Source organism: Microbulbifer sp. SAOS-129_SWC, assembly GCF_039696035.1.
Taxonomy (GTDB): Bacteria; Pseudomonadota; Gammaproteobacteria; order Pseudomonadales; family Cellvibrionaceae; genus Microbulbifer.
In genome coordinates this window covers 3,672,792-3,699,230 of the sequence record NZ_CP155567.1, presented here as the reverse complement: position 1 = coordinate 3,699,230, position 26,439 = coordinate 3,672,792, and the positions used below count along the sequence as shown (strand labels likewise).

Sequence of the window (26,439 nt, the reverse complement as noted above, 5' to 3'; positions counted from 1 at the left end):
CGCTGATGTTTACCGGAATCATCGAAGCCGTCGGCGAGATCGCCGAACTGAAGCCGCAGGGCGGCGACCTGCGCGTGCGGATCAGAAGCGGCAAGCTGGACCTGGCCGACGTGCAGCTGGGCGACAGCATCGCCACCAACGGTGTCTGCCTGACCGTGGTGGACCTGCCCGGCGACGGCTACTGGGCCGATGTGTCCGCCGAGACCCTCGGTGTGACCACCGTCGGCAACTGGAGCAAGGGCGGCCGCGTCAACCTGGAGAAGGCGCTGACCCCGCAGACCCGCCTCGGCGGCCATATTGTCAGTGGCCACGTGGACGGGATCGGCGAGGTCGTATGGCGCAAGCAGGAAGCCCGCGCCGAGCGCTTCCGCCTGCGCGCGCCGGCGGGGCTGGCCAAGTACATCGCCCACAAGGGCTCGATCACCGTCGACGGCACCAGCCTGACGGTCAACGCCGTGGACGGCGCCGAGTTTGAGTTGACCATCGTGCCGCACACGCTGCAGGAAACGATTATGGGCGGCTACGCCGCCGGAACCCGGGTCAACCTGGAGGTGGACCTGATTGCCCGCTACCTGGAGCGCCTGCTTCAGGGCGACAAGGCCGCCGAGCCGAACAGCGACGGGCTGACAGCGGAATTCCTGGCGCAGCACGGGTTTTACAAGGGTTAATCGAAGCTATCAGGCTTGATGCGAAGAATCGCCACGGTCTTAGTGAAGGCCACCAATCACGATGTTAGAGAGCTTTATGGAACTCAATACGGTTGAAGAACTGATCGACGATATCCGCCAGGGCAAAATGGTGATCCTGATGGATGACGAGGACCGCGAGAACGAGGGCGACCTGGTGATGGCGGCGGAGCAGGTGCGCGCCGAAGACATCAACTTCATGGCCACCCACGCCCGCGGCCTGATCTGTATGCCCATGAGCCGCGAGCGCTGCGAGCAGCTCGAGCTGCCGCTGATGTCCCGCGACAACGGCGCCCAGTTCAGTACCAACTTCACTGTCTCCATCGAAGCCGCCGAGGGCGTGACTACCGGCATCTCCGCTGCCGACCGCGCGCGCACCGTGCGCGCCGCCGTGGCCCGCAATGCCAAGTCCAGCGATATCGTGCAGCCCGGCCACATTTTCCCGATCATGGCCCAGGCCGGCGGCGTACTGAGCCGCGCCGGTCACACCGAAGCCAGCTGCGACCTGTCGCGCCTGGCCGGTTTCGAGCAGGCCGCGGTAATCGTCGAGATCATGAATGAAGACGGCACCATGGCGCGCCGCCCCGACCTGGAAAAGTTCGCCAAGGAACACAAGTTGAAGATCGGCACCATCGCCGACCTGATCAACTACCGCGCGCTGAACGAGAAAACCGTCGAGTGCACCAACGAACGCCAGGTGCACACCGAGTTCGGCGAATTCAAGCTGCGCACCTACCTGGACAAGGCCCGTCGCGAACGCCATTTCGCCTTCGTCAAAGGCCAGCCCACGCCGGAAGAGCCGACACTGGTGCGTGTGCACGTGGGCAATACCCTGCGCGACGTGCTGACCATTCGCCGCGGCGACGAACAGTTCACCCCCTGGACCTTCCGCCGTGCGATGCAGCGTGTGGCCGAGGAAGGTAAGGGCGTGGTCGTACTGATTTGCCACAACGAAACCACCGAAGAGATCGAAGAGAGCATCGACTGGCTGATCAGTGGCAAGCAGCAGCGCCCCAGCCAGGATCTGGTGTACAAGCAGGTGGGTACCGGCTCGCAGATTCTGCGCGATCTGAAGGTGCGCAAAATGCGCCTGATGAGTGCGCCGTTCCGCTTCAGCGCCATTTCCGGTTTCGACCTGGAAGTGGAAGAGTACCTGAACGCCGACGGCGATTAATCGACTAGCGGATGGGCACATCGCTGCACGCCTTTGCCCATCAAAATAATGGAAAGAGCAATGAGCAACATCAACGTAATCGAAGGCGATTTCATCGACAACAAAGGCAAGTACGCGCTGCTGGTCAGCCGCTGGAACAGCTTTGTCGTCGAGAGCCTGAAAGACGGCGCGCTGGACACCCTGCGCCGCAAGGGTATCAAGGACGAAGACATCACCATTTACTACGCCCCGGGTGCGTTTGAATTTCCGCTGGCGGCCCAGAAGCTGGCCGAGAGCAAAAAGTTCGATGCCATCATCGCCCTCGGCGCGGTGATCCGCGGCGGCACGCCGCACTTCGAATACGTCGCCGGCGAGTGCACCAAGGGCCTCGCCCAGGTATCGCTGAACAGCGGTGTGCCGGTGACCTTCGGCGTACTCACCGTGGACTCCATAGAGCAGGCCATCGAGCGCTCCGGCACCAAGGCCGGCAACAAGGGCTGCGAAGCGGCGGAAACCGCGCTGGAGATGGTTTCTCTGCTCGGCAAGATTTAGACAGAGTACCGACATCGGGGCGAAGGCCCTGATACCGCGTCCCGGTAGCAGGGCTGCCTCTATAGTTGCCTACAGGTATCGGCTCCAGAAGCCAGAAAAGATTGATTGAACCATGACAGTAACCGCATCCGCACGCCGCAAGGCGCGCCACTACGCCATGCAGGCGCTCTATCAATGGCAGATGGCCGGCGCCAGCCTCAATGCGATCGAGGCCGAGTTCCACGCCGACAATGACATGAGCAAAACAGACGTGCCGTATTTTCGCGATCTGTTTCATGGCGTGGCCAAGAATCTCGACGAGATCGAAGACGCCTACGCCACGCACCTTGACCGCAACGTCGACGAGCTGGACCCGGTGTCCCGCGCGCTGCTGCGCATGGCCACTTACGAGCTGAAAAACCGTATTGATGTCCCCTACAAGGTCGTGATCAACGAAGCAGTGGCGCTGGCGAAGAAGTTCGGTCCCACCGACGCGTTTAAATATATCAACGGCATCCTCGACAAGACCGCCGCCGACCTGCGTGCGGCCGAAGTGACCGCCGACCGGAAATAACCACCCGCATGCCCGGCCCCGGCGAGTTCGACATTATCCGCGACTATTTCAGCGGCGCGCCGCAGGGCGAGGGCGTGGTACTCGGTATCGGCGACGACTGCGCACTGCTGCAGCCGCCCGCCGGCGAACTGCTCGCCACCAGTGTCGACACCCTGGTAGCCGACCGCCACTTCCCGGCCACTGGCGATCCCGCGCTGATCGCCAGTCGCGCGCTGCGGGTCAACCTCAGCGACCTGGCGGCAATGAACGCGCGGCCGCTGTGGTTTACCCTGGCGCTGACACTGCCGCACAGCAACGCAGACTGGCTGCAGCGGTTTGCCCGCGGCCTGCTGGATTGCGCGCGCGCCTACGACGTGTCGCTGGTGGGCGGTGATACCAACAAAGGGCCGCTGTCGATCACCGTACAGGTGACCGGCACTACCGCCGCACCGCTGCGCCGTGCCGGCGCCGGCAGTGGCGACGCCATCTATGTCAGCGGCCCGCTGGGTGCGGCGGCAGCTGCGCTGCCGGTTATTCTCGGCCGGCGCCAGGTCGGTGACAGTGACCTGCGCCAGGCGCTGGCCGCCTACTACGAGCCGCTGCCACAACTGCACACCGCCGCCGCCATCGGCGCCATCGCCTCCAGCGCGGTGGATATTTCCGACGGCCTGCTGGCGGATCTCGGTCATATCTGCCGTGCCAGCGGCGTCTCGGCCGAGGTACAGATGGAAGCGCTGCCGGTGGCGCCCCTGGCCCGCGCCCTCGCCGGCGAACAGGCTCTGGAACTGGCGGCCACCGGCGGTGACGATTACCAGCTGTGTTTTACCGTGCCGGCACACAGGGTCGCCGAACTGGAGGCGCTGAATCTGGGTGCGACACGGATCGGCCGCATTGTGGAAGGGGAAGGGCGGGTCGACGCCCGACTTAACGGCGAAAGCTGGAGCGCCGCCAGCGCCGGATACCAGCATTTTTGAGAACAATCCTGCATAAAACCAAAGCGGAAGATAAACCGGCATGAAACAACCCGCTTTTTCCGACCTGTTGCGCAGCCCCACCATGCTGCTCGCCTTCGGTTTCGGCTCCGGCCTGGCGCCGAAGGCGCCGGGCACCTTCGGTACCATCGCCGCGATCCCGTTCTGGTGGCTGCTGCAGTGGCTGCCGCCGGCCCAGTATCTAGCGGTGGTCATTGTCAGCGCACTGGTGGGTTGCTACCTGTGCGGCGCAGCGTCGAAAAAGCTCGGCGTACACGACCACGGCGGTATCGTGTGGGACGAGTTCGTAGGCTACTGGCTCACCATGTTCATGGCCCCGGCGGGCTGGGGCTGGGCGCTGTACGGCTTTGTGCTGTTCCGCCTGTTCGATATCACCAAGCCACAGCCGATCAGCTGGGCTGACCGGAAAGTACACGGTGGTACCGGAATTATGCTCGACGATATACTGGCAGCAGTATATGCGGCGCTGGTCCTGCAGCTGACCGCCCACTGGATCGGATAGGGACGGAATCGCCATGAAGCGGATACTTCCAATTGCACTGTTGTGTCTGTTGCCACTGGCGGCCGCCGCGCAGCAGGTGCAGCTGAAAGGACTGTTCGGGCAGAGCGCGATGCTGCAGGTGGACGGCCACCAGCGCCTGTTGAAGAGCGGGCAGAAATCGCCGGAAGGTGTGGTGTTGCTGGAAGTCACCACCGAGTATGCGCGCGTGCGCGTGGACGGCCGCGAGCAGAAGCTGACCCTCGACGCACCGGTGGCCACCAATTACCAGCGCAGCCAGCGCGCCGAGGTGCGCCTGATGCCGGACAATCTGGGCCATTACAGCACCAGCGCCTGGGTCAACGGCCGCCGCGTGTCGATGATGGTCGATACCGGGGCTACCGCAATCGCCTTCAACTACCCCACGGCACGCCGCCTGGGCCTGAACCTGGATCGGGCGCAGCGCATTCGGGTGTCCACAGCCAATGGCGTCACCAGTGCCTACCAGCTGACACTGGGCAGTGTCACCATCGGCGGGATCAAGCTGCACAATGTGGTGGCGACCGTCCACGCAAACGATTTTCCGCAGATCACCCTGCTGGGCAACAGTTTCCTGAGCCGGGTGGATATGGAGAAACAGCGCGGCGTGCTGATCCTGCGCGCGCGCAATTGACTGAAGGACGGCGCTACAATGGCTGCGCTGGCCGCTGAAATCGAGGTAACAACTTGACCATTCGCTACGTGGAATCCTCCAAACTGCCCACTCCTTGGGGCATGTTTGCGATGCACGGTTTCGAGGAAGTGGAAACCGGTAAAGAGCATGTGGTGCTGACCATGGGAGATATGGACACCGACGAACCGGTGCTGGCCCGCATCCACTCCGAGTGCCTGACCGGCGATGCGCTCTTTTCGCTGCGCTGCGATTGCGGCGCGCAACTGCAGCACGCGATGCATCGCATTTCGGTAGAAGGCCGCGGTGCCATTTTCTATTTGCGCCAGGAGGGGCGTGGTATCGGTCTGCTGAACAAGATCCGCGCTTACCACCTGCAAGACTGTGGTGCGGATACCGTGGAGGCCAATGAGCAGCTGGGCTTCGGTGCCGACATGCGCGACTATTCGGTCCTGAAGGCGATGGTCGATCACCTGCATATCAAATCGGTGCGCCTGATGACCAACAACCCGCGCAAGGTCGATGCGCTGGAAGGCCTGGGAATCACAGTCACCGAACGGCTGCCGCACCAGACCGGCCGCAATCCCCACAATGTGAAGTACCTGTCGACCAAGAAAGGTAAGTTGGGGCATTTGTTCGAGGATGAGGACGAGCAGGAATAAGGCGGAAGCCCTGGTTGCTTGCTGATCCTGTGTAGGGGCGGACCTTGTGTCCGCCCTTTTTTGTCTGGAACACCGTAGATCGTTTGGTGGCTCCCCTGATGCTGGCGGCCCTATGCGGGACACGCCGTGAATACATCCCTGTAGGCTTGGCGGCCGGGTCCCTCCGGCCGACAGTCCCGCATAGGGCCGCCAGCATCAGGGGCTTCGCATAACGCTAATCGCCCAATCAAACTTGCCCTCTCAAATGATTCTTACGAAGTCAGTCACTTCAGTCGAAGGCAAAGTGCTGGGTGTACCATTTCGCAACCGTCGGCGACAGGGCCGAAGGCGCCGTGAATGCATGGAGCGGCCGGACCGTCGCCGCCGGAGCGTACAGGGATGTATTCACAGGGGGGCGCCTAGCTCGATTTCGAAATGGTACACCCAGGGCTTTGCCGCCACGAGGCGAGAACAGAGCGCCGCGGAACCAAGCGCACAGAGCCATAAACAACAAGGGCGGACACAAGGTCCGCCCCTACGGAATCACCTTCAGGTTTCTTAAATATTATTGTGCCCGCGACGGCGCTCCACGAAGACTGCGGTGGTGCGGCCGGGCAGGGTGAAGCTGCCGCTGTCGCGATCGAACTGTACATCGTGCAGGCGTGTATCGGCGGAGTGGCGCTGCAGCGGGTGTTGCTGCAGATGCAAACCGCGCAGAGCGTCGCTAGTGAACTGAACTGTGTCGTCGTCACCGTTGAACAGTACAACGACGCGTTGATAGCGACGGTCGATATTGCCGCTTTCGTCCTGCAGCTGCATCGCAATCAGCCCCGGCACCTGCTCCGGACCGGTGTTGAGAAAACTCAGGTGCTGCCCGACAGCGCTCGCGTCGGTCAGGCGGAACAGCGGCGAGCTGTTGCGGATCGCCAGCTGTTCGCGGAACAGCGCCGCGGTCCATTCGCGCTGGTTTTCTTGCGGCGACAGCGCGGGGTTCGCCAGTAGCGGCTGCATGATCCACCAGCTGTCCTCATTCTTGTCGGCTACCGGCAGGCCTTTACCCCAGTTGCCGGTGCGCAGGCTGAAATCCAGCGCGTTGAACCAGTCGCCGGAATTGTAGCTGTCGCGGTCCATGGATTTGGAGCGCAGGAAATCCTGCCCGGCGTGGATGAACGGGATGCCCTGCGCGAAGAGCACCAGCGAGTTGCTGAACGCCTGCATGCGCGCACGCTCGTCGACGGAGGCGGTACTGTGGGCCTTTAGCTGGATGGCGTCGAACAGGGTTTCGTTGTCGTGCGCAGCGATATAGTTGATCGACTCCTGCGGGTCGCCGGTGTAGCCGGTGGCCTGGCCGTTGTAGATCAGCTGGGCGCCGGTGATGGCGTTGCCGTGGGAATCGGTCAGCGGGTAGTCTGCCAGGTTACCGGCCAGCGACACGCGCACCTTGTCCGCCAGGGTCAGCAGTGTCGCGCGCTCGTCATTTCCTCCGAACTTGCCGTTGCTGTCGGTAAACAGGCCGTTGCCGAAACCCTGTTCCTCGTAACCGCCGAACGGGTTGCCGCCGCGCACGCTGTCGCGCAGGCGGTCGTTGAAGGTGCCGATTCCGGTGCCGGCCATATTGGCCTGGCGCGCCTGCACGAAGCGCGCGTCGTCGGCGACCTCGCCGAAATTCCAGCCCTCGCCGTACAGGTAGATCGCGCGGCCGTCGACGCCGTCGCGCTGCGGTGTCAGCGCGTGCAGCATGCTCTGTGCATGCAACAGGTTGTCGCGGCTGTGGTGGCCCATCAGGTCGAAGCGGAAGCCGTCTACCTTGTAGGCCGTGGCCCAGGTGCGCAGCGAGTCGAGCATCAGCTTTTCCATCATCGCGTGTTCGCTGGCGGTGTTGGCGCAGCAGCTGCTCATCTCGATACCGCCGTCGGCATTGCGACGGTGGTAGTAGCCGGGCACGATCTTGTCGAGGATGGAGTTTTCGTACTGGCCGTAGGAGCTGGTGTGGTTGTAAACCACGTCCATGACCACGCGCAGACCGGCACGCGACAGCCCCTGCACCATATCGCGGAATTCGCGGATGCGCTCGACGCCGTTGGCATCGGTGCTGTAGCTGCCCTCGGGTACCGTGTAGTGCAGCGGGTCGTAGCCCCAGTTGAAACCGTCGCGGTCGCGCACCGCGTCCACGGCGGCCTGCTGTTCGCTGCTGTCCGCGGCGTACACGGACAGATCCGGGGTCTGCGCCTGCTGGCTCCGGTCTTCGTTGACGGTGGCAAAATCGAACGCCGGCAGCAGGTGCACATGGGTCAGGCCGGCGCGTGCGAGTTTTGCCAGGTGGCGCATGCCGTTGCTGTCGCGTTCTGCGAATGCGGCGAAGGTACCGCGTTCGTCTTGCGGTACCGATTTGTCGGCGATGCTGAAGTCGCGCACGTGCAGTTCGTACAGCGAGATATCTTCCGGATTGTCCAGGCGCGGCTTGTGCAGGTGATTCCAGCCGCGCGGTTTCAGGTCGGCATCGTCGAGATTGACGATCTGGCTCTTGCCGCTGTTGATGGACAGGCCGAGGGAATAGGGATCGGTGACCAGGTTGGTTTCGATACGTTGGGTGAAGGGAGAGTAGACCTCAACCTCGTAGCGGTAGTATTTGCGGTCCCAGTCTTTGCCCACATCCGCGCCCCAGACGCCGCTTGCGGCGTCGAACTGCATCGGCACCACCGTATCCGCCGTGGTGTGGGCCGCATCGCTGTACAGATGCAGTTTTACCGAGCGCGCGGTGGGTGCCCACAGGCCGAAGTGAATACCGTTGCGTTGCACCTGTGCGCCGAGTTTGCCACTGTAGGCAAAGCGGTCGTCGAGGGTGCCGGCCAGCTGGATGCCGGTGGCATCGCGCACCTTGCCGTCGCGGTCGTACACCGCCAGCGCCAGCTGCCGTTTGACCAGCTCGGCCAGTGGCGGCGCACCGGCCGGCAGTTGCAGCGCGGTGTAGCCGGCCAGGTGCGGGAATTTCTGTTGCAGGTCCGCGGGCAGGTTGCCGGCGGGCTGCAGTAGGATCTCGCCGTCACCGCTGACGCCGTCGGCACCCAATTGCAGGTCGGCGTCGGCGCTGTAATGCAGTTTCACCGTGTCGCCGTCATGCAGGGAAATATTCCAGGCCAGGGTGTCAGTGTCGAGCCACTGGGCCTGTTCCATGCTCAGATCGCCGTGGGGTACACCGTCCGTGCTGACGGTGACCTTTTTGCTGGCGGCGTCGAAGGCGAAGTAGATCTCGTCGTCGTCATTGGCCACGGTAAACGGCACGTTGTTCCCGTATTCACCGTAGCTTTCGCTCCAGCCCTGATTCAGCGCCACCTTGAATTCGTAGCTGCCGGCGGGAATCGCGCGGGTGATAAAGGTGTAGATGCCGTCGCCGTCGGCGTCCTGCATCCAGCTGCGCAGGCAATCCGGTTGCCAGTCGCCGGGGCAACCGAGCGCGGCCTGGAAATTACCGGCCGCGGTGGCGATGGTGCTGTTGGCGCTGTCGGCAATCCAGTGGCTCTGGTGGTCATAGATAAACGTCACGTTGCGGCCGCTGCTCAGGTTCAGCGCAATATTGGCACCGTTGCGCCAACCGCCCAGGCCGTAATTTTCGTCCCAGCGGTTGTTGAGTGCGGCTTTGTATTCCCAGCTGCCGGCGGGAATATAAAAAGTGCCGCTCCACTTGTCGTCGTCGCTGTCGTGAGCGAGCTGGCTGGCGGCGCAGTCCGGCTGCCAGTCTCCGGAGCAGCCGATCTGGCTCTGAATGGTACCGGGAATATTGACGGTGGACGGGTCGGGCGTATCACTGGCGTGCACCGGCAGGTGTACGGCCAGTAACAGGCTGGTAAATAAAAGACTGGCACGCGGATGCGCGGCCGAGGATCTCATCGATCGCATAGTATTGCCCCAGATTATTGTTATGGCGGTGGCTCGGAGTACTGCGGGATCTCCCTGCAGCGCATTGAAGCAGGGCATTGGGCGGCTGGCCTCCCACCCGGGGGGGCGGAGATGGAAGAAGGACGGGCGTGCCGGTTATAGCGCGAAGGCTGTCACAAAAGCTTTATAAAAATGTCACGGCGCGGCAATTTGCCCTGACGATACTGGATCGCGAGTTGGAAGCGGGCGGAACCATGGCCAGCGACTATACTCGAACACATCAGATTGTTGCGGGTCGAGAAAGGTGATGTATTCGCGACAATCGGATGTTGAGAAGGCCGGCTTTGCCGGCTTTTCTTTTTTTCGGCGGGAATAAAAGCGCGTGTATTCTGCGTTTGCGGGAGCGATGCATGACCGCTCCCGCAAACAGCAATTGATTGATCAGCTGGGTGACACGGGTTCCGCCTGTGCCGGTTGCTGGGTGGCGATGCCATTGTCGCCCTGGGCCTCGATCCAGCGATTCATACGTGTTTCCAGCACATTCAGCGGCAGGGCGCCGGCGCTAAGCAATTCTTCGTGGAAAGCGCGGATATCGAAGTTGTCGCCCAGTTTCTTTTCCGCCCTGGCACGCAACTCCAGAATCTTGAGCTGGCCCAGCTTGTAGGCCAGTGCCTGCCCCGGCCACGCCAGGTAGCGGTCGATCTCCACGGTGACATCGTGACGCGGTTTGGCGCTGTTTTGCATGAAATACTCGATTGCCTGATCGCGGCTCCAGCCCAGCTGGTTCATACCGGTATCCACTACCAGGCGCACGGCGCGCCACATGTCATAGGTCAGTGCACCGAACTCGCTGTAGGGATCCTGATACAGGCCGAGATCCTTGCCGAGGCTTTCCGCGTAAAGCCCCCAGCCCTCGACAAAGGCGGTGTAGTTGGTGATGCGCCGCAGCGGGTGCAGGTTTTCCTGTTCCTGCGCCAGGGCAATCTGCAAGTGGTGGCCCGGCACTGCCTCGTGTGCGGTCAGCGCTTCCATTTCCCACTTGGGGCGGCTGTCGAGCTTGTAGGTGTTGGCGTAAAACGTGCCCGAGCGGCCGGCGGCCATGGAGCCGGGCAGGTAGTAGGCCGTGGTCTGCGACTTTTCCGAATACGACGGGATCGCTTTGACCCCGTAGGGCAGGCGCGGCAGTTTGCGGAACAGGGTCGGCAGCTCGCCATCGATACGCTTGGCGATGTCGCGGTAGCCGCTCAGCAGTTCGGCCTTGTCGGTGTAGAAGAAGCGCGGGTCGGTGCGCAGGTAGTCGGTAAAGGCCTTGAAGTCACCCTGAAAGCCGGTTTTGGCAATCACCTTGTCCATTTCCGCGCGGATGCGCTTGACCTCGCCGATGCCGATTTCGTAGATCTCCGCCGGGCTCAATTCGGTGGTGGTCTCTTTGCGCACCTTGTAGGCGTACCAGCGCTGGCCGTCCGGCAGGCTGGTAAAGGCGATATTCACACGCGCATCGGGGATGTAATCCCGCTCGACAAATTCCGCCAGCTCGCGCCACGCCGGTGCCAGCGACTTGCGGTAGAGGGCATAGGCGCGCTGCTGCAGGCGCTGCCGGTGCGCCGGAGCGATACTCGTGGGCATCTGCTGGAATACTTTCAGCAGCGGGCTCTGTTTGGGATCGTCCGGAATCAGCGCGCGTATCTGCGCGGGCAGGTCGCGCAGAGTGATCTGCGGCGGGGTGATATGCTTGTTCAGCCCCTTGCGCATCAGGGTCTCGGTCTGTTCCACCAGCGCCGGCAGCTTCTCCAGCCGCGCGAGGATCTTCCCATAGTCGCGTTCGCTGCGGTGGGCCATGGCCCCGAGCACCGCCGGCACATTGGTCTGGATGCCGGCCATATGGTTGAGCGGCAGCAGGTAATCCGGGAACTGGTAACCCTTCACCTCGCTGAGCAGGTCCTGATACAGCAGCTGGTAGTCCAGCTGTTCGTCTGCCGGCAGGGTTACATCGTGGATATGGCGGCTGGCGCTGAGCAGGCGCCGGGTCTGCGTCTCGCGGCGCTCGATGGCATCCATCGAGTAGTCGGTCCAGCGGTCGTCGACCCCGGGATAGCCCTCGTAGGTGGCCCTCTCCGGGAAACTCTCCATCAGCCAGCGATAGCGCAGGTCCTGCAGCGCCGTGACGCGGGCAGCGGGGTCGTCGTGTGGCAGTGCATCGAAGGCCTGGTCGAAGGCCTTTTGTTCCATCGCCGATGCGCCGGCGGCAGCCAGCAGGCCGAGGCCGGTGAGCAGGGATTTGCTGAAGAAGGATTGGTTGAACAAGGACATGACTTCCCCCTGGTCCTGTAGCGCAAGCGGGCGAACCGCGCGGATTTGGCTTTTATTGTGTCGGCGGCATGGGGCGGTGGTTGGCGGCGGCCGGGAGACCCGGCGCCGCTTAGAACGCGGCGGCCTGGTTGTTGTAGTCACCGCGCTCCAGCAACTGCAGGCGGTGGCGGATCTGTTCCTCGATACCGCTGGCGTCGAGGCCGATGGCGGCCAGCAGGTCTTTGTGTTTACCGTGCTCGATGGTCCTGTCCGGCAGGCCCAGCTGCAGCATCGGCACCGGGGTGCCGCTGGCGTTGAGGTACTCCATTACCGCGCTGCCGGCGCCGCCGGCAATAGTGTTTTCTTCCACGGTGACCAGCAGGCGATGGTTGGCGGCCAGCTCGTCGATCAACGCCTCGTCCAGCGGTTTGACCCAGCGCATATCGGCGACGCTGGCACCCAGCTGTTCGGCGGCTTCCAGCGCCGGCGCCAGCAGGGTGCCGAAATTCAGAATGGCCACGTCGCTGCCCTCGCGCAGCACACGCCCTTTGCCCACTGGCAGTTCGCGCATCTGCTGCTCGATTTCCACCCCCGGGCCGGTGCCGCGCGGGTAGCGCACCGCCGCCGGGCCGTTGTGCTGGTAGGCGGTGTAGAGCAGCTGGCGGCACTCGTTCTCGTCGCTGGGGGCGGCGATGACCATATTCGGCAGGCAGCGCATATAGGTCAGGTCGAAGCTGCCGGCGTGGGTGGGGCCGTCCTCGCCCACCAGACCGGCGCGGTCGATGGCGAAGGTGACGTCCAGATCCTGGATGGCCACGTCGTGCACCAGCTGGTCGTAGCCGCGCTGCAGGAAGGTGGAGTAGATGGCCACCACCGGCTTCTGCCCCTCGCAGGCGAGGCCGGCGGCCAGCGTGACCGCGTGCTGCTCGGCGATGGCCACGTCGTGGAACCGCTCGGGGAAGCGCTCGGCGAATTCCACCATGCCCGAGCCCTCGCACATGGCCGGGGTGATGGCGATCAGCTTGTCGTCCTGCTCCGCGGTGTCGCACAGCCACTGGCCGAAGATCGCCTGGTATTTGGGCTTTTTCTTCTCGCCGCTCTTCTCTTGCGGCGACAGCGCCACCTGCACCTTCGGTTCCGGCTCCAGCTTGTTCAGCGCGTGGTAGCCGACCGGGTCTTCCTCGGCGGGGCCGAAGCCCTTGCCCTTGGTGGTGACGATATGCAGCAGCTGCGGGCCGCGCTGGTTGCGCAGGTTGCGCAGCGTGTGCACCAGGTCGTGCACATTGTGGCCGTCGATCGGGCCCACGTAGTTGAAGCCGAGTTCCTCGAACAGGGTGCCCGGGGTGATCATGCCCTTGACGTGTTCCTCGGTGCGCCGCGCCAGCTGCCAGGCCTTGGGAATGGCCGACAGCAGTTTGCGGCTGCCCTCGCGCATGGACAGGTAGGTCTTGCTGGCGAGGATCTTGGCAAAATAGGTGGCCAGGCCGCCGACGTTCTTGGAAATCGACATGCGGTTGTCGTTCAGCACCACGACCATGTCCTTGCCGGTGTGGGCGGCGTGGTTCAGGGCCTCGAAGGCCATGCCGGCGGTCATGGCGCCGTCGCCGATCACCGCCACCACGCGGCGCTCGTCCGGCGAGCCCAGCGCCATGCCCAGCGCGGCGCTGATCGAGGTGCTGGAATGGCCGACGCCGAAGGTGTCGTAGGGGCTCTCGCTGCGCTTGGGGAAGCCCGACAGGCCGCCCTGCTGGCGCATGGTTGGCATCTGCTCGCGGCGCCCGGTGAGGATCTTGTGCGGATAGGTCTGGTGGCCCACATCCCACACCAGCCGGTCTTCCGGCGTGTTGTAGATGTAGTGCAGGGCGATGGTCAGTTCCACCACACCGAGGCCGGCGCCGAAGTGGCCGCCGCTCTGGCCGACACAATACAGCAGGTACTCGCGCAGCTGACTGGCAAGTTCCGGCAGTTGGCGCTCCTCGAGGGCGCGCAGTTGCGCTGGTTCGTCAATGGCGTCGAGCAGCGGCGTCTGCGGGCGTGTGCGTGGGATTTCGTTGAACATCAAACGTATCAATTGCAACAGATCGATAGAAAAAGGGATTGTATGCCTGTGGCGGGCAGATTGCATCCTGTTGGGGCGCGACATGCCGCGCTCACACTGCTAAACCCGGCGGCAGGCGCCTGCCTTGCAGGCGTTCGGCTCGGGTGCCGGCCTCTGGCCCGCCTTCAGCGTAGGCTCCTGCGGGGCAATCAGTGGCTGCGCTGGACGATGTAATCCGCCAGCAGCCGCAGCTGCATGGTGTCGCCGCCCAGTGGTGCCAGCGCGGCCAGCGCCTCGCCGTGCAGTTCCGCCAGCTTGGCGCGGGCGCCGTCGAGGCCCAGCAGCGACACGTAAGTGGGCTTATTGCGCGCCGCGTCGGCGCCCTGGGTCTTGCCCAGGGTGGCGGTATCGGCGGTGACATCGAGGATGTCGTCCTGCACCTGGAAGGCCAGGCCGATGGCCTCGGCATAGCGGCTGACGGCCGCCAGCTGGGTGTCGTCGGCGCCGCCGAGCAGTGCGCCGATGCGCGCGCTGGCGCGGATCAGGGCACCGGTCTTGAGGCGGTGCATGCGTTCCAGCTGCGCCAGATCCAGATCGGCGGCCACCGCGGCCAGGTCGATGGCCTGTCCGGCGACCATGCCGCGGGCGCCGGCAGCGGATGCCAGCTCGTCGAGCAGTTGCAGTTTCAGCGCCGGCGCGGCGTCGCAGGCCAGCAGCAGCTCGAAGGCGCGGGTCTGCAGGGCATCGCCGGCGAGAATGGCGGTGGCTTCGTCGAATTCGATATGGCAGGTGGGGCGGCCGCGGCGCAGGTCGTCGTCGTCCATGGCGGGCAGGTCGTCGTGCACCAGGGAATAGGCGTGGATGCACTCCAGTGCGGCAGCGGCAGCATCGCAGTCGGCGGCCGCGGGTGCAGGGCCGGCGAGGGATTCCGCGCAGGCATACACCAGCGCCGGGCGCAGGCGTTTGCCGGGGCCGAGGGCGGCGTAGCGCATGGCGGCGAACAGAAGCTCGACACTGTTACCATCGCGATCCGCCAGCGCCGCGGTGAGCGCGGCCTCAACGCGCGTGGCCGCGCGCTGGAGGAAGGCGCGCAGCTCCGGCACCATGGTGTCGGTGCTCACTCGCGCTCGTCCGCTTCGCCGTCGCTGTCGAACGGCAGTTCGCGCACGCTGCCGTTTTCTTCCATCAGTACCTTGACCTTCTGCTCGGCGGTGGCGAGTTTCTGCTGGCACTCACGCGTGAGCTTCACGCCGCGTTCGAAGTCGGCCAGTGCTTCGTCCAGTGGCAGCTCACCCGCCTCCAGTCGTTCTACCAGCTGCTCCAGTTCTTCCAGTGCCTGCTCGAAGGTTGCCGCTTGCTTTTTCGCTGCCATGGGTCCTGCCTCTAGTAATTGCGGCGCTTGGGCCGCCGTGCGCGGCAACCTTAGCCGCTGGCGGGAAAAGGGTCAATTGTGCGGTGCGGGCGGCGGCGCCACCAGTTTGGGGGTGTCCACTTCGCGGGACATCAGGTAGTGGGCCAGCGCGCGCTTCTGCGACGGGCCAAAGTCGTAGTCGGGCATCGGCGGCGTCGGCGCATCGAAGTAATCCGCCAGCGTCTGCAGGGTATAGCGCCGGGCCAGATTGCGCAGCGGCACCTGCGCGGCGTGGCAGCGGGCGCAGTGGTGGCGCTGATACAGCTCGGCCCCGCGCTGGGCTGCGCCGCGGTCGATCGCCAGTGGTTTGGTCGGTGCCTGCAGGCGCGGTTTGTGCGCGCCGGCCTCACTGTCGCCGGATTCGCCGGGCGTGACCCGGTAGATGGCGCCGGCGTAGTCGTCGGAGACATAGATGTGCCCCTCGGTGTCCTCGGCGATATCCACCGGCCGGCCGTAGACGGTCTGGCGGTCTGCGCTGAGGAAGCCCCACAGGAAATCCCGCTGGTGAATCGCGCCGTGCTCGTCCCAGTGCAGCGACACCACCTTGTAGCCGTCCTTGGTGCTGCGGTTCCAGGAACCGTGCAGGGCCACCAGCGCCGCGTCGCGGTAGGTGGCGGGCTGGGCCTGGCTGCGCAGGAAGGTGATGCCCAGTGGCGCATTGTGGGCCGGGAAGCTGAACACCGGCGGGCGTGAGTTGGCGATCTTTTCCTCGATATCCTCGCCGGCATTGACGCCAAAGTCGGGGTCGGGCACGCGGTTGCCGTTGGCGTAGGGCCAGCCGTAGAAGGCGCCCCGCTCGATGCGGTTGAGTTCGCACGGCGGGAAGTTGTCGCCGAGCCAGTCGCGGCCGTTATCGGTGGCGTAGAGGGCGCCATCCTTCGGTGACCAGTCGAAACCCACACTGTTGCGCAGGCCGCTGGCATACACCTGCAGGTCGCTACCATCGGGGCGGAAGCGCATGATGGTGGCGCGGCGCGGATTGTCCTCGATACAGACATTGCAGCTGGAGCCGCTGCTCAGGTAGATCCAGCCGTCGGGGCCCATGGCGATGGTCTTGGTCCAGTGGTTGCCGCTGTCGGCGAGGCCGCTGACGATTTTCTGGTAGCGGCCGGCGACGAGGCCGTCGGAGTGGTCGAAGGGCACGCGGCCGACGCCATCGCTCTCGGCGATATACAGCCAGTCCTCGTACAGGAACAGACCGTGCGGGCGCTTGAGGTGGTCGATCAGCACGCGCTGGCCATCGCTGTGGCCGTCGCCGTCCGCATCGGCCTCGAGCAGGGTCACCTGGCCGCGCTTGGGCTGGGACACCAGCAGGTCGCCGCGGCGGGTGATGGCGATCCAGCGCGCATTGGGGACGTCGTCGGCGAACAGCACCACGCCGTAACCCGGCACCGTATGCAGTCGGTTGTCCACGGTCTGTTCATCGATCGACGCACCGCCGGTCAGTTGCCGCCAGGGCACACTGATGCCGGGCGCGAATATCGTGACCGTGGCGACGCCCAGGCCGAGGGCGAGCAGAAAAATTAGCGCATATTTCAACAGGCTGTTCACGGTGGTGATTGATCCGGTAATAAAAGTGGTTATAGTTGTCGCTTCAAAAATTCCTGGCGCCCGTTTTACCACAAGCAGCGATTCCCGTCTTAGTCACCTTGCCCGCGTAAGATATCTCCCTACTTTGTGAGATATCTCGCACACGAATTTCAGCCGATGTCCTCTACTTTTTTCCGCGCCAGTTGCCATAATGAAGTTGCAAGGATGCAGAAGGGACTTCACTACAGCGGTAAGGGATAAAGGGACTGCGCCGCTCGCCAAACGGATCTTGGCACCATCCTGTGAGACGCACCGCCCGGGCCGGATTGCCTGGGCGGTGTTTTATAGGGGGTAGCAGAATCGCGGCGCAGAAAGGCGCGGCAACACCGATTCGCCCCCGGCCTGCAAACTTATCCCGCCCGTTCGCCAGTTCGTGCAAAGCGCCCCGCGCGTTATTCCTGCCGCCGCGCTATTTTATCTTTTGTGATTACTTTTACATCACAACCGAATATCCCTTCGGTTGTTATTGGTGTGATCCGTATCTTGTATGCTGTCTGGAAATTGAAACAATTATCCGCTTTAATCAATACAAATCCGGCCACAAATTTCCCGGCCGGCGGAGGGTAAAGCATTCAGTAATTTACTGGACTACATACGCGCTAGCCTTCAGCTCCCAGTCTCTTGGCGGGCAATAACCCCCTCACCCCTGAATTTCTGTCAAAGCCCCGCCGGTACGCCCGCGGGGTTTTTTCGTTCTGGTGTACCCGCGCGGCGGCGCCGCGCCGATCTCTGTTTCGTCTCGGAAGGGGAGCTGAGCTGATGCAAGCGAGAATCCTGCGTCTAAACCTGGCGGGCCAGCCGCTGGAGTGGTTGAACTGGCAGGACGCGGCCTGCCTGTATGTGCGCGATCTGGTGACCTGGACCCTGGGTGGTGTGGTGCAGCGGGTACACGGCGGTATCAACCGCCGCGGCGAGCGTTCCTACCTGGACCTGGCGGCAATCATCGCCTGCGGCGGCGAGCGCATGGCGCGACCGCGCAAAAGGCCGCCGCTGAACAACCGCGCGCTGTTTTTTCGCGACTCCCAGACCTGCCTGTATTGCGGCCAGGTGTTCCGCGGCACCGAGCTGACGCGCGACCATGTGCATCCCGTTTCCCGCGGCGGGCGCGATGTCTGGGAGAATGTTGTCACCGCCTGCCGGCGCTGCAATCAGCACAAGGGCAATCGCCTGCTGGAAGATCTGGAGATGGAGCTGCTGGCGCTGCCGTTCTGCCCCAATCCGGCCGAGTATCTGGCACTGATCAACAGTGAGCGGATTCGCGGCGACCAGATGGATTTTCTGCGCGGCCAGTTCTCGCGCCCGCGGCAGGAGGGCTGGTTGTTCACCGGGCGCGACTGAGTGTTGTGGGTGGGGCTGGTGTTACAGCTTCGATGCGGGCGGACACAAGGTCCGCCCCTACGGTAGGTGATTTTGTGGGCTAAACGAATCCGGTGCCTCGCGCGGTCTTTAGTGACGACGGTGCAGGGCCTGGCGGGTTTGCTCTGGTTTGCGGCGGCCGCGGGGCGGGCAGATACAAGGTCCGCCCCTACGGTAGGTGGTTCAGTTTTCTGAACGACTTCGGTGCCCAGTGCGGCCGGTAGTGATGTCGGTGATATGGGCCTCGATAGTCGATCGGTAGGGGCGAACCTTGTGTTCGCCCTGCTTGCTGTTGGCCGTGAAGCCGTGCGCTCCGCTAAACCGCCGCGCGAATCAATCCGGTCAGGTACCGGCCAAACTCGTGGCCGGCGTTTTCCATCATCTTCGGGAACATGGAAATTGTGGTCATCCCGGGGAAAGTGTTGACCTCGTTGAGGTAGATGTCGCCGTTGTCGGTGAGGAAGAAATCGATGCGCGACAGGTCTTTCAGCTGCAGGCCGACAAAGGCGCGTTTTGCGGCTTCATGAATCCAGTTCAGCTGTGCCTCGCTGAGGCCCTGCGCTTCCACGTGGGTCACGGCGCGGCTGCCCTCGGCATACTTTTCCTCGTAGTTGTAGAAGGTGTCCGCCGGGGCGCAGACCTCGCCCGGCGGGGTGATGATCAACTCGCCGTCGTAGGGGTAGGCGGCCACTTCCAGCTCGCGTACGCTCAGGCACTTTTCCACCAGCACGTAGGGCGACAACGCGAACGCCTCGTCCAGTGCCGGTTGCAACTGTTCGGCGGCAGTCACCTTGTAGCAACCTACCGATGAGCCCTGGTTGGACGCCTTGATAAATACCGCGCCCCACTGCTGCAGCGCCATGGTCGCCTTGGTGATCTCCTCGGCGTCGTTGCGGCACAGGAACTGGTAGGGGGTGTTGTCGATGCCCAGTGCGCTCAGCCACAGCTTGGTGGTGACCTTGTTGAAGCAGATTTTGCTCGCTTCCGGTCCGCAGCCGTAATACGGGATGCGGTAGAGTTCCAGCATCGACTGCAGGTCGCCGGTCTCGCCCGGGTAGCCGTGAATGGCGGGCACCACATAGTGCACCGGCCAGCTTTCAGCACCGCAGCGCAGCTGGCGATCCTGGCCGAGTTCGTGCACACGGCCGACGCGGTCGCGCAGCTGGCCGCTGGAATCCATCTCTACGCGCAGCAGCTCGATTTCGTCCGCGTTGAGCAGATGACGCTCGATAAAGTCGGCGGTGCGCAGCGACACATCGTGTTCGCTGCTGCCGCCGCCGCAAATCAGCAGGGTATTGATCATGGCTGTCCCGTCCGCGCGCCGGGCGCGCTCAGTACTTTTTTACACTGCGCGGGCATCGGTGGCTTCTCGCGCTTGGGTTTCTTGCTCTTGGGCGCCGTGCCGTGCAGCAGCGCCAGGAATTCATCGCTGAACCACCAGTCCAGATCGGGACCGCAGGCAGCCTGGGTGACCGGGTGCTGGGGCTTGCAGTCCCGGTCGCCGTCGGGGCAGGACAGGCGCACATGGAAATGGTAGCTGTGCCCCCACCAGGGGCGCAGCTTGCGCAGCCAGGCGTTGTTACTGCCGCTGATATTACACAGTTTGCGCTTGATCGACGGGTGCACAAAGATGCGCTCGACGCGCGGATCCTCGGAGGCCAGCCGCAGTATCTGCGGCACTTTGTCGCGCATCTCGTCCCAGTTCTTTTCAATCAGCTGGTTCTTCTCATCGTTGGCCAGCGGAATCGCCGAGACATGCTCGCGCTCCCACGGTGTCAGCGGCCGCTTCAGCGCGCGCGCGTCCTGGGAATACCAGATATCCACGTCCAGGCCGGTCTGGTGGCTCTTGTGGCTGCTGTGGGAAAACGGGCCGCCGCGGGGCAGGGACATGTCGCCGATCTGCAGCCGGCCGAGGCCGCGCGCGGCCACCCGCGCGGACAGATCCTCGAGGAACTGGATCAGCTCCGGGTTGCCGAAGCGGCGCTCGCGGTCGCTGCGCATCACCTGGAAGCCCTTGCCGCGCAGGGGCATCTCGGCGGCGCCGGCGAGGCAGCCGTTACTGTAGTTACCGATACTGTCGGGGGTCTGCGACGATGGGCGCTGGACCTGTTCCCACGGATTCGCGGCACTGGCGGCGGCCGCGCACAGCAGGGCGCCGCTACATAACAGGGTTTGAATGGGTCGTTTGAACATAACTGCTCTACTGCTGAATTCAGAGCAAATTATAGAGGCTCTGCTCAGCGGGTCTGTGAAGCATCCGGCGCCATCTGGATTTCGCGACACGCCGCCAGCAGCTGATCCATTTCCGCATCGGTGCCGATACTGATGCGCAGGTGGTCGGAAATGCGCGGTTTGTCGAAGTAGCGCACCAGGATACCGCGCTCGCGCAGTGCCAGGTACAGGGCCTCGGCGCCGATGGCGCGCGGGCGCGCCAGCAGGAAGTTGGCTTTTGATGGCACCACCTCGAAATCCAGTGCGCGCAGCGCCTCGGCGACGCGCGTGCGGGTGGCGATCACCTTGCCGCTGGTTTCCGCCAGCCACGCGCGGTCACCGATGGCGGCCGCCGCCACGCGCTGCGCGACGCTGTCGATCGGGTAGGAATTGAACGAATTCTTGGTGCGGTTCAGCCCCTCGATCAGGTGTGCCTGGCCCAGCGCATAGCCGAGGCGCAGGCCCGCCAGCGCGTGGGACTTGGACAGGGTGCGGATCACCAGCAGGTTGGGGTAGCGCTCGATCAGGGGTACGGCACTGTCGCCGCCGAAATCGATATACGCCTCGTCGACGGCCACCACCCGCTCGGGTTGCTGTTGCAGCAGTGTCTCGATCTGCGCCAGTTCCAGGCAGCGGCCGCTGGGCGCATTGGGGTTGGGCAGGATGACACCGGCGGCGGGACCGCAGTAATCACTCACGTCGATGGAGAAGTCGTCGCCGAGCGCCGGCGTGCGGTAGTCGATACCGTACAGCTGGCAGTACACCGGATAGAAACTGTAGGTGATATCCGGGAACAGCAGCGGTTCGCCATCGCGGCGGAAAAAGCTGTAGAAGCTGTGCGCCAGCACCTCGTCGGACCCGTTGCCGACGAACACCTGCTCCGGCGCCAGGCCGAACTGCGTGGCGATGGCCGCGCACAGGTCGGCGGAGTCCGGGTCCGGGTAGCGGCGCAGCGCATCGGCCAGTTGCGGGTCGGCCAGCGCGGCCAGCGCGCGCGGCGATGGCGGGTAGGGGTTTTCGTTGGTGTTCAGTTTCACCAGTTTGCGCCCGCGCGGCTGCTCGCCCGGCACATAGGGGGAAAGTTGCCCCAGGTCAGGACTCCAGAAAATACTGCTCAAGACGATTCCTCTGCACTGTTGTCGCCGGCGGTCTGCGTGTCGGCGGGCTTGTCTTTTTTATCGCTTTTATCGGTTTCGATGGGGATGTTGAACAGTTCCGGCGAATTGGCGAGGAACTGTGCCATCGGCACCGGTTTTCGCAGCATCAGGTTGTCGTGTTTGAGTTCGGTGGAGATATCCGGAATCTCGTTGAAATCGCGGATATTGCCCACCTGGTCGGCCAGCTCCACACCGAGGAAGCTGAGTGGCGCCAACAGGGCCACCACCCAGCGCCAGCGCGGGGCTATATTAGTCGCCAGGTAACAGGCGCACCACAGCATTGCCGGCAACAGCACTGCCAGCACCGCCAGGTTCAGCAGCGACAGGGTGTGGCCGAGGGAGAAGTTGAAGTCCAGCAGACCGCTGATGCGCTCCCAGCCGAGATATACCAGCGCCGCCAGCGCGGCGATGGTCAGGTGGGCAAAGAACTGGGTCTCGTGGCGCACCACGCGGCCGATAAACGCCCAGGCGGCGGCGTAACCGAGCAGGCCCACGGCGGTGCCGGCCACCAGGTTGAGGGCGATATTCCACTGGAATGCGCGCGCAGAGCCGTAGTAGCCGATCAACAGGAAAGAGGTGGCCACCGCCAGCAGCAGGCCGATGGCCAGCGCCGGGTGCGACAGGCGCTCGAACAGGTTTTCCACCGAGTGCAGCGGCACCGCGGGTGTCATGGCCGCTGCGCTGTCGGTCAGGCGGAAATGGGTCTTGCCCAGCTGTATTTCATCGCCGGAATGGATCAGGCGCTCGTCGACGTCTGTGCCTTTGACGGACTTGTCGCGGCAGTTACCCAGCAGCTGGGTGCCATTGACGCTTTTCAGGTCGCGCAGGTAATAGTGGCCGTCATCGCCGCGGTGGATCTCCGCGTGTTCCGCGTCCGCGTGCACATCCTCGACAATGACATCATTCTGGTAGCCGCGGCCGAGCGTGTAGCGCGCACCGTCCATACGATAGCGGGCCTGAACCCGCTGGGCGCGGTTCAGCTCTTCGATAATCAGTGCCATTGGATCTCGCTTGTAAACTTCTTGGTAAACGCTTCGGCGGATTCGCGGGTAAAACCGGACAGGGTGAAGTGGCTGACCAGCGCGCGGTCTTTCTGGTCCACGCTCAGGCTCAGGAAGAAGATGTCGTACAGGTCCGGGAAGTGCTTGTAGCGGCGCACGCAATAGCTGGTGCGCGCGATCACCGGCCCTTTCGGCGCCTCGCGCTGCGCCTCTTCGGTTTCGCCGCCGGACTCGCGCGGCTGCGAGGTGAAGCCCTGGTCGCAGCGGAAGTTGGTGACATCCTCCTCGCCGGCGTTGTTACCGGGGAAAAAGCTGCTCATCTGCTGCTCGTACTCGGCGTAGAAGCGCGACGGCTGCAGCTTTTTGGACTGCAGCCAGAAGAATTCGTATTCCACCCGGCCGGTGTTGAAGTCTTCACTCAGGTACACCACATCCTGGCCGGTACAGCCCTTGTCGATACGCGTCACCGGGTTGTCGTCTTCTTCCTGGGTGTTGCCCCAGCACTGGATCGCCGGCACGATCTCGCCCACCACCATGGCCTCACCCAGCGGGCGCAGTTTCCAGTCTGCGCCCAGTACCGTGTCGATGATTTCGCTCTGGTTGGCGAGCAGTTGCTGGTGGGTGATGGCCTGCAGGTCCACGGCCTTTTCCGGGCCCTGCTTGCGCAGGTGCTTATACAGGTGCGCCAGTTTGTCGACCGGCACCAGGAAGCTCACCTGGTTGCCGGCGGTGGCCACATTGATGCCCACCACATGGCCTCTGGCATTGATGGCGGGGCCGCCGCTCATGCCCGGGTTGATGGAGCCGGAAAAGTGGATGCGGTCGTAGAAACTGCCGCCGGCGATACCGTTGTAGGTGCCGGGAATCAGCGTCATGCCGAGATCCAGCGGGTTACCGAGGGAGAAGATGGTCTCGCCCTTGCTCGGCGTGGTATCGGCCAGCTGCAGGAAATCACTGCCCGGCTTGTCCTGGCGCAGGATCGCCAGGTCGTTGATGACGTCGATATCCAGCAGTTTCAGCGGCCCCTGTTTGCCGTCTACCGACAGGTACTCCAGCTGGTACTTGTCCGGATCGCTCACCGCCTCGGCCACTACGTGGTAATTGGTGGCGATCAGACCATCAGCGGAGATCTGGAAGCCGGAGCCCAGCCCGGCCTTGGAATTGGAGGATTTCTCGATCAGGCGGATCTGGTAGAGGCTGCCCCGGTAATCGCTATAGAGCTTTTCGTAGCTCTGCGCCGCGGCGAATCCGGAAAAACAGCAGAGCAGCAGAATCAGCAGGCGCATGCAAAGTTTCGACATCTTGTTTGATTAATTTGTGGGCAAAAGAGGCTCGATATTACGGGATATAGCGTAGTGCAACAAGCGGGCCGAGACGCGACAAATTCACGCTGCGCATGGCGCACCCTGCCTCATTGTACGAGCCGGCCCGGCTGGCGAACCTGACGTCGCCGCTGCCAAGGCGCGCCGCGCGCACCAGAAAACTTACAGGTAATCCGCCACCCGCGGAAAAGCATCCGCCACCCGCGCGTGCGCCTCGCGGTAAAAACGCGCGAACAACGCATCCGCGTCTTCCGGCGACATAAATTCCGTACTGAAACCCGGCTGTACCGGATCCAGGTGCAGCCGCGCGCAGCTAATCAGGTGTGCCACCAGCTGCGCCATATTCTCGTCGCCGACGGAGATGCGGATGGTGGTGGGGTAAATATCCGCCGCCTTGAGTGCCTCCGGTGACAGCTCCGAGTGCGAGGTAAGCGCCGGGCACAGCACCATGGTGTTGGTCTGGCCGAGGCTCACCATCTGGCCGAAGGCCGGCTCCAGCGCGTCAAAAAAGCGCTTGAATGTCTCCGCCGGCAGCTGCGCCGCCTCCAGATCGATACTGAACAGCGGTACCGGCAGGCCGTGGCGCAGCAGTTTTTGGCGCAGCGGGCTGTTGGCATGCGCCGCCAGCGCGTGGCTGTGAATGCGGATCTGCGGGTGGCTGGCGAGGAAGTGCGCGAGGCACAGGGTGTTGATGCACTTGCTCAGCATGCGCACCTCCAGCGTGCGCAGGCCGTTGTGCACTTCCCAGGCCTTGTCCGCGTCGAGAAAGGCGCCCTTGATGTAGTACACATCCCAGAACAGGCATTGGTTCCAGTTCAGGTCGCGGCAGCGCTCGCCCTTGGGGATAAACATTCGGTGGGTTGCGCCGATCACCACGCCGGCGGTGGCGCCGCCGCTGCCAGCGATATCCTTGGTATAGGAGTGCACCACGAAGTCCGGCCGCTCGGCCGGGTTGTCGCGGCGCAGCGGCTGGTAAAGGAAGGGCGTGGCCAGGGTGCTGTCCACTGTCACGCGCAGCTCGTGCCGGTGCGCAGCCGCGCAGATGCCCGGCACATCGAGCATGGTGCCGTGGGGATTGCACGGCGATTCGATATACACATGCACGCGCGCGCCGGCAGCAATCGCCTCACTGTGGGTGCGTTGCGTGTGCGTAAGCAGCTGCTCGAAATCTTCCGCGCCGGTGCCGTCGAACCAGGCCAGTGCAATGGCCAGCTTGTCGTCGCGCGCATAGTGGTCGGTGAGCAGCTGGTGCACGCCGCCGTAGACATGGCGCGACACGATTAAAATATCGCCGCGCTGCAGCTGGTTGGCCAGCAGGGCGTCGATGGCCGCCATGCCGGAGTTGAAATTCCACGCCAGATAGTCGCCGGCCGCCGGCCCGCATTCCAGGTCGACGATGGCGTTGGCCAGCGCGATCGAGGTGGGGTTGAGCAGGCGCGAGTAGATGTCGCAGCTGGGCTCGCGGCCGTGAAAGGCATCGTCAATCCACTCGGTGCAGGCGTAGATATAGGTGGCGGTGCGCGCGATCACCGGCGTGGCGGAAAAGATCGCCGGGATATTGTCGAACAGCGGGTAGCCGCCGCGGGTGGCGCAGTTGAAGTCGTCGCCCTGCAGGCCGCGGAAACTGGCGCGCAGCGGGTTCTGCAAGGTGACCAGCAGCCTGGCCAGCTGGAAGCTCATAAAGCGCTTGGCGTTGAAGTAGGCGATGCGGTCACTGCGATCCAGCTGTTGCAGGATTTCCGTGTGCTGCGCCCACAGCTGGCTGATCTTGCCCTGGGCGCGGTACAGCAGTTCGGCGGTCTCTAACAGTAGGCGGCCGTGGGGCGAGGCCGGATCGATGTGGAAGTGTGCCAGCTGTTCCGCCGCCAGTGTCTCGATGGAAGTGGCCGCGGTGCTGTTGCGCCGGGGGGAGAGAAGTTTCATCTCATCGAAATTCTGCGCCACGGCTTTCTCTCCTGTAGTGGATTACCGTTATCAACTGACATTAATGGCTGCAATTCGAAAGTATTGTCACTTTGCTGTAATGGCGTGTAATGGCCTGTGATCGACCTGTAATGGTCCCATCCGTAGAGTAGCGCACAAGGTTGAGGGGCTGAGCGCGTCAAAGGACTTTGACACAGCGCACGCTACGGGAAGGCTGGATGCCCCTCGACAAGGAATCCGAAGGATCGGATCGGCGCGCCGCTTGCGGCGCACCGGGGAACGGAGACCAATTCAGCGCAAGCTGAACTGCCAAGCCGGGCTCGGCATACACAGAGCCTAGTCTGCCGGGGTTTTGGGGAAGGGCTTGGCCGGGGCACGGATGCTCCAATTCGCTCTTGATAGTGTTGTTGTAACCGTCGATGGCTGGGACCATCATTCGGACCGGCAGTAACTGCGTTACTGCCGGTTTTTTTTATCTGGCGCAATGTAATTCACGCCAAAAATGTGATGGAGTTCCGCTGGTGGTTTCCATTATGCTATTCAGCGCGCCGGGGGTTCGGC

21 protein-coding genes are annotated in these 26,439 nt (G+C 63.5%); 9 read left to right on the top strand and 12 right to left on the bottom strand.

Translation table 11 applies throughout. The features are described from left to right. Positions 1 to 5: 5 nt before the first annotated feature. From ABDK11_RS15930 to ribA, 8 genes are all read left to right on the top strand, one after another. Positions 6 to 668 carry a riboflavin synthase gene (locus ABDK11_RS15930; RefSeq protein ID WP_346837503.1) on the top strand — a complete coding sequence of 221 codons (663 nt, stop codon included), beginning with the start codon at positions 6 to 8 and terminating at the stop codon, positions 666 to 668. 76 nt (positions 669 to 744) lie between these two features. Beyond that, a complete protein-coding gene (gene ribBA, locus ABDK11_RS15925) occupies positions 745 to 1,860 on the top strand; it encodes a bifunctional 3,4-dihydroxy-2-butanone-4-phosphate synthase/GTP cyclohydrolase II (protein WP_346837502.1) in 1,116 nt (371 codons plus the stop codon). A 60-nt stretch (positions 1,861 to 1,920) separates the two neighbouring features. Beyond that, positions 1,921 to 2,391 carry a 6,7-dimethyl-8-ribityllumazine synthase gene (ribE, locus tag ABDK11_RS15920; protein WP_346837501.1) on the top strand — a complete coding sequence of 157 codons (471 nt, stop codon included), beginning with the start codon at positions 1,921 to 1,923 and terminating at the stop codon, positions 2,389 to 2,391. 112 nt (positions 2,392 to 2,503) lie between these two features. Beyond that, positions 2,504 to 2,944, top strand: coding sequence for a transcription antitermination factor NusB (gene nusB, locus ABDK11_RS15915; RefSeq protein ID WP_346837500.1), 441 nt, complete (start codon positions 2,504 to 2,506; stop codon positions 2,942 to 2,944). A gap of 8 nt (positions 2,945 to 2,952) precedes the next feature. Then, positions 2,953 to 3,897, top strand: coding sequence for a thiamine-phosphate kinase (gene thiL / locus ABDK11_RS15910; protein WP_346837499.1), 945 nt, complete (start codon positions 2,953 to 2,955; stop codon positions 3,895 to 3,897). Between the two features lie 40 nt (positions 3,898 to 3,937). Further along, the gene (locus tag ABDK11_RS15905; protein WP_346837498.1) at positions 3,938 to 4,417 is read left to right on the top strand and encodes a phosphatidylglycerophosphatase A; all 480 of its coding nucleotides are present in this window, start codon (positions 3,938 to 3,940) and stop codon (positions 4,415 to 4,417) included. 13 nt (positions 4,418 to 4,430) lie between these two features. After that, entirely contained in the window at positions 4,431 to 5,066 is a 636-nt protein-coding gene (locus ABDK11_RS15900) for a TIGR02281 family clan AA aspartic protease (RefSeq protein ID WP_346837497.1), read from the top strand. 53 nt (positions 5,067 to 5,119) lie between these two features. Beyond that, positions 5,120 to 5,725, top strand: coding sequence for a GTP cyclohydrolase II (gene ribA / locus ABDK11_RS15895; RefSeq protein ID WP_346837496.1), 606 nt, complete (start codon positions 5,120 to 5,122; stop codon positions 5,723 to 5,725). A 537-nt stretch (positions 5,726 to 6,262) separates the two neighbouring features. Here the strand turns inward: ribA and pulA are convergent. The 6 genes from pulA to ABDK11_RS15865 form a co-directional block, all read right to left on the bottom strand. After that, positions 6,263 to 9,601: a pullulanase-type alpha-1,6-glucosidase gene (pulA, locus tag ABDK11_RS15890; protein WP_346837495.1), complete on the bottom strand. Its 3,339-nt coding sequence runs from the start codon at positions 9,599 to 9,601 to the stop codon at positions 6,263 to 6,265. 420 nt (positions 9,602 to 10,021) lie between these two features. Beyond that, complete coding sequence (locus ABDK11_RS15885; RefSeq protein ID WP_346837494.1) at positions 10,022 to 11,890, bottom strand: DUF885 domain-containing protein; 1,869 nt, start codon at positions 11,888 to 11,890, stop codon at positions 10,022 to 10,024. A 109-nt stretch (positions 11,891 to 11,999) separates the two neighbouring features. Beyond that, positions 12,000 to 13,928 (bottom strand): 1-deoxy-D-xylulose-5-phosphate synthase, encoded by a 1,929-nt coding sequence (dxs, locus tag ABDK11_RS15880; protein ID WP_346837493.1) that lies wholly within the window; start codon positions 13,926 to 13,928, stop codon positions 12,000 to 12,002. Positions 13,929 to 14,116: 188 nt separating this feature from the next. Beyond that, positions 14,117 to 15,013: a farnesyl diphosphate synthase gene (locus ABDK11_RS15875; protein WP_346840211.1), complete on the bottom strand. Its 897-nt coding sequence runs from the start codon at positions 15,011 to 15,013 to the stop codon at positions 14,117 to 14,119. A gap of 11 nt (positions 15,014 to 15,024) precedes the next feature. Next, positions 15,025 to 15,279 (bottom strand): exodeoxyribonuclease VII small subunit, encoded by a 255-nt coding sequence (locus tag ABDK11_RS15870; RefSeq protein WP_346837492.1) that lies wholly within the window; start codon positions 15,277 to 15,279, stop codon positions 15,025 to 15,027. A 72-nt stretch (positions 15,280 to 15,351) separates the two neighbouring features. Beyond that, entirely contained in the window at positions 15,352 to 16,869 is a 1,518-nt protein-coding gene (locus ABDK11_RS15865; RefSeq protein WP_346837491.1) for a PQQ-dependent sugar dehydrogenase, read from the bottom strand. Positions 16,870 to 17,667: 798 nt separating this feature from the next. Between ABDK11_RS15865 and ABDK11_RS15860 the strand changes: the two genes are divergently transcribed. Beyond that, the gene (locus tag ABDK11_RS15860) at positions 17,668 to 18,246 is read left to right on the top strand and encodes an HNH endonuclease (protein ID WP_346837490.1); all 579 of its coding nucleotides are present in this window, start codon (positions 17,668 to 17,670) and stop codon (positions 18,244 to 18,246) included. Positions 18,247 to 18,580: 334 nt separating this feature from the next. Here the strand turns inward: ABDK11_RS15860 and ABDK11_RS15855 are convergent, their stop codons facing one another. The 6 genes from ABDK11_RS15855 to ABDK11_RS15830 all read right to left on the bottom strand — a co-directional run bounded on the left by ABDK11_RS15855 (position 18,581) and on the right by ABDK11_RS15830 (position 25,899). Then, on the bottom strand, positions 18,581 to 19,567 hold the full coding sequence (locus ABDK11_RS15855; protein ID WP_346837489.1) for a D-alanine--D-alanine ligase: 987 nt from the start codon (positions 19,565 to 19,567) through the stop codon (positions 18,581 to 18,583). Beyond that, a complete protein-coding gene (gene mepA / locus ABDK11_RS15850; RefSeq protein ID WP_346837488.1) occupies positions 19,564 to 20,457 on the bottom strand; it encodes a penicillin-insensitive murein endopeptidase in 894 nt (297 codons plus the stop codon). Before mepA ends, ABDK11_RS15855 begins: the two co-directional genes overlap by 4 nt. A 44-nt stretch (positions 20,458 to 20,501) precedes the next feature. After that, entirely contained in the window at positions 20,502 to 21,593 is a 1,092-nt protein-coding gene (hisC, locus tag ABDK11_RS15845; protein WP_346837487.1) for a histidinol-phosphate transaminase, read from the bottom strand. Beyond that, positions 21,590 to 22,633: an FHA domain-containing protein gene (locus ABDK11_RS15840; RefSeq protein WP_346837486.1), complete on the bottom strand. Its 1,044-nt coding sequence runs from the start codon at positions 22,631 to 22,633 to the stop codon at positions 21,590 to 21,592. Before ABDK11_RS15840 ends, hisC begins: the two co-directional genes overlap by 4 nt. Beyond that, positions 22,624 to 23,919: a serine protease gene (locus tag ABDK11_RS15835; RefSeq protein ID WP_346837485.1), complete on the bottom strand. Its 1,296-nt coding sequence runs from the start codon at positions 23,917 to 23,919 to the stop codon at positions 22,624 to 22,626. The genes ABDK11_RS15840 and ABDK11_RS15835 overlap by 10 nt, the downstream gene beginning before the upstream one ends. A gap of 198 nt (positions 23,920 to 24,117) precedes the next feature. Continuing rightward, positions 24,118 to 25,899, bottom strand: coding sequence for an aminotransferase class I/II-fold pyridoxal phosphate-dependent enzyme (locus tag ABDK11_RS15830; protein WP_346837484.1), 1,782 nt, complete (start codon positions 25,897 to 25,899; stop codon positions 24,118 to 24,120). Positions 25,900 to 26,439 lie beyond the last annotated feature (540 nt).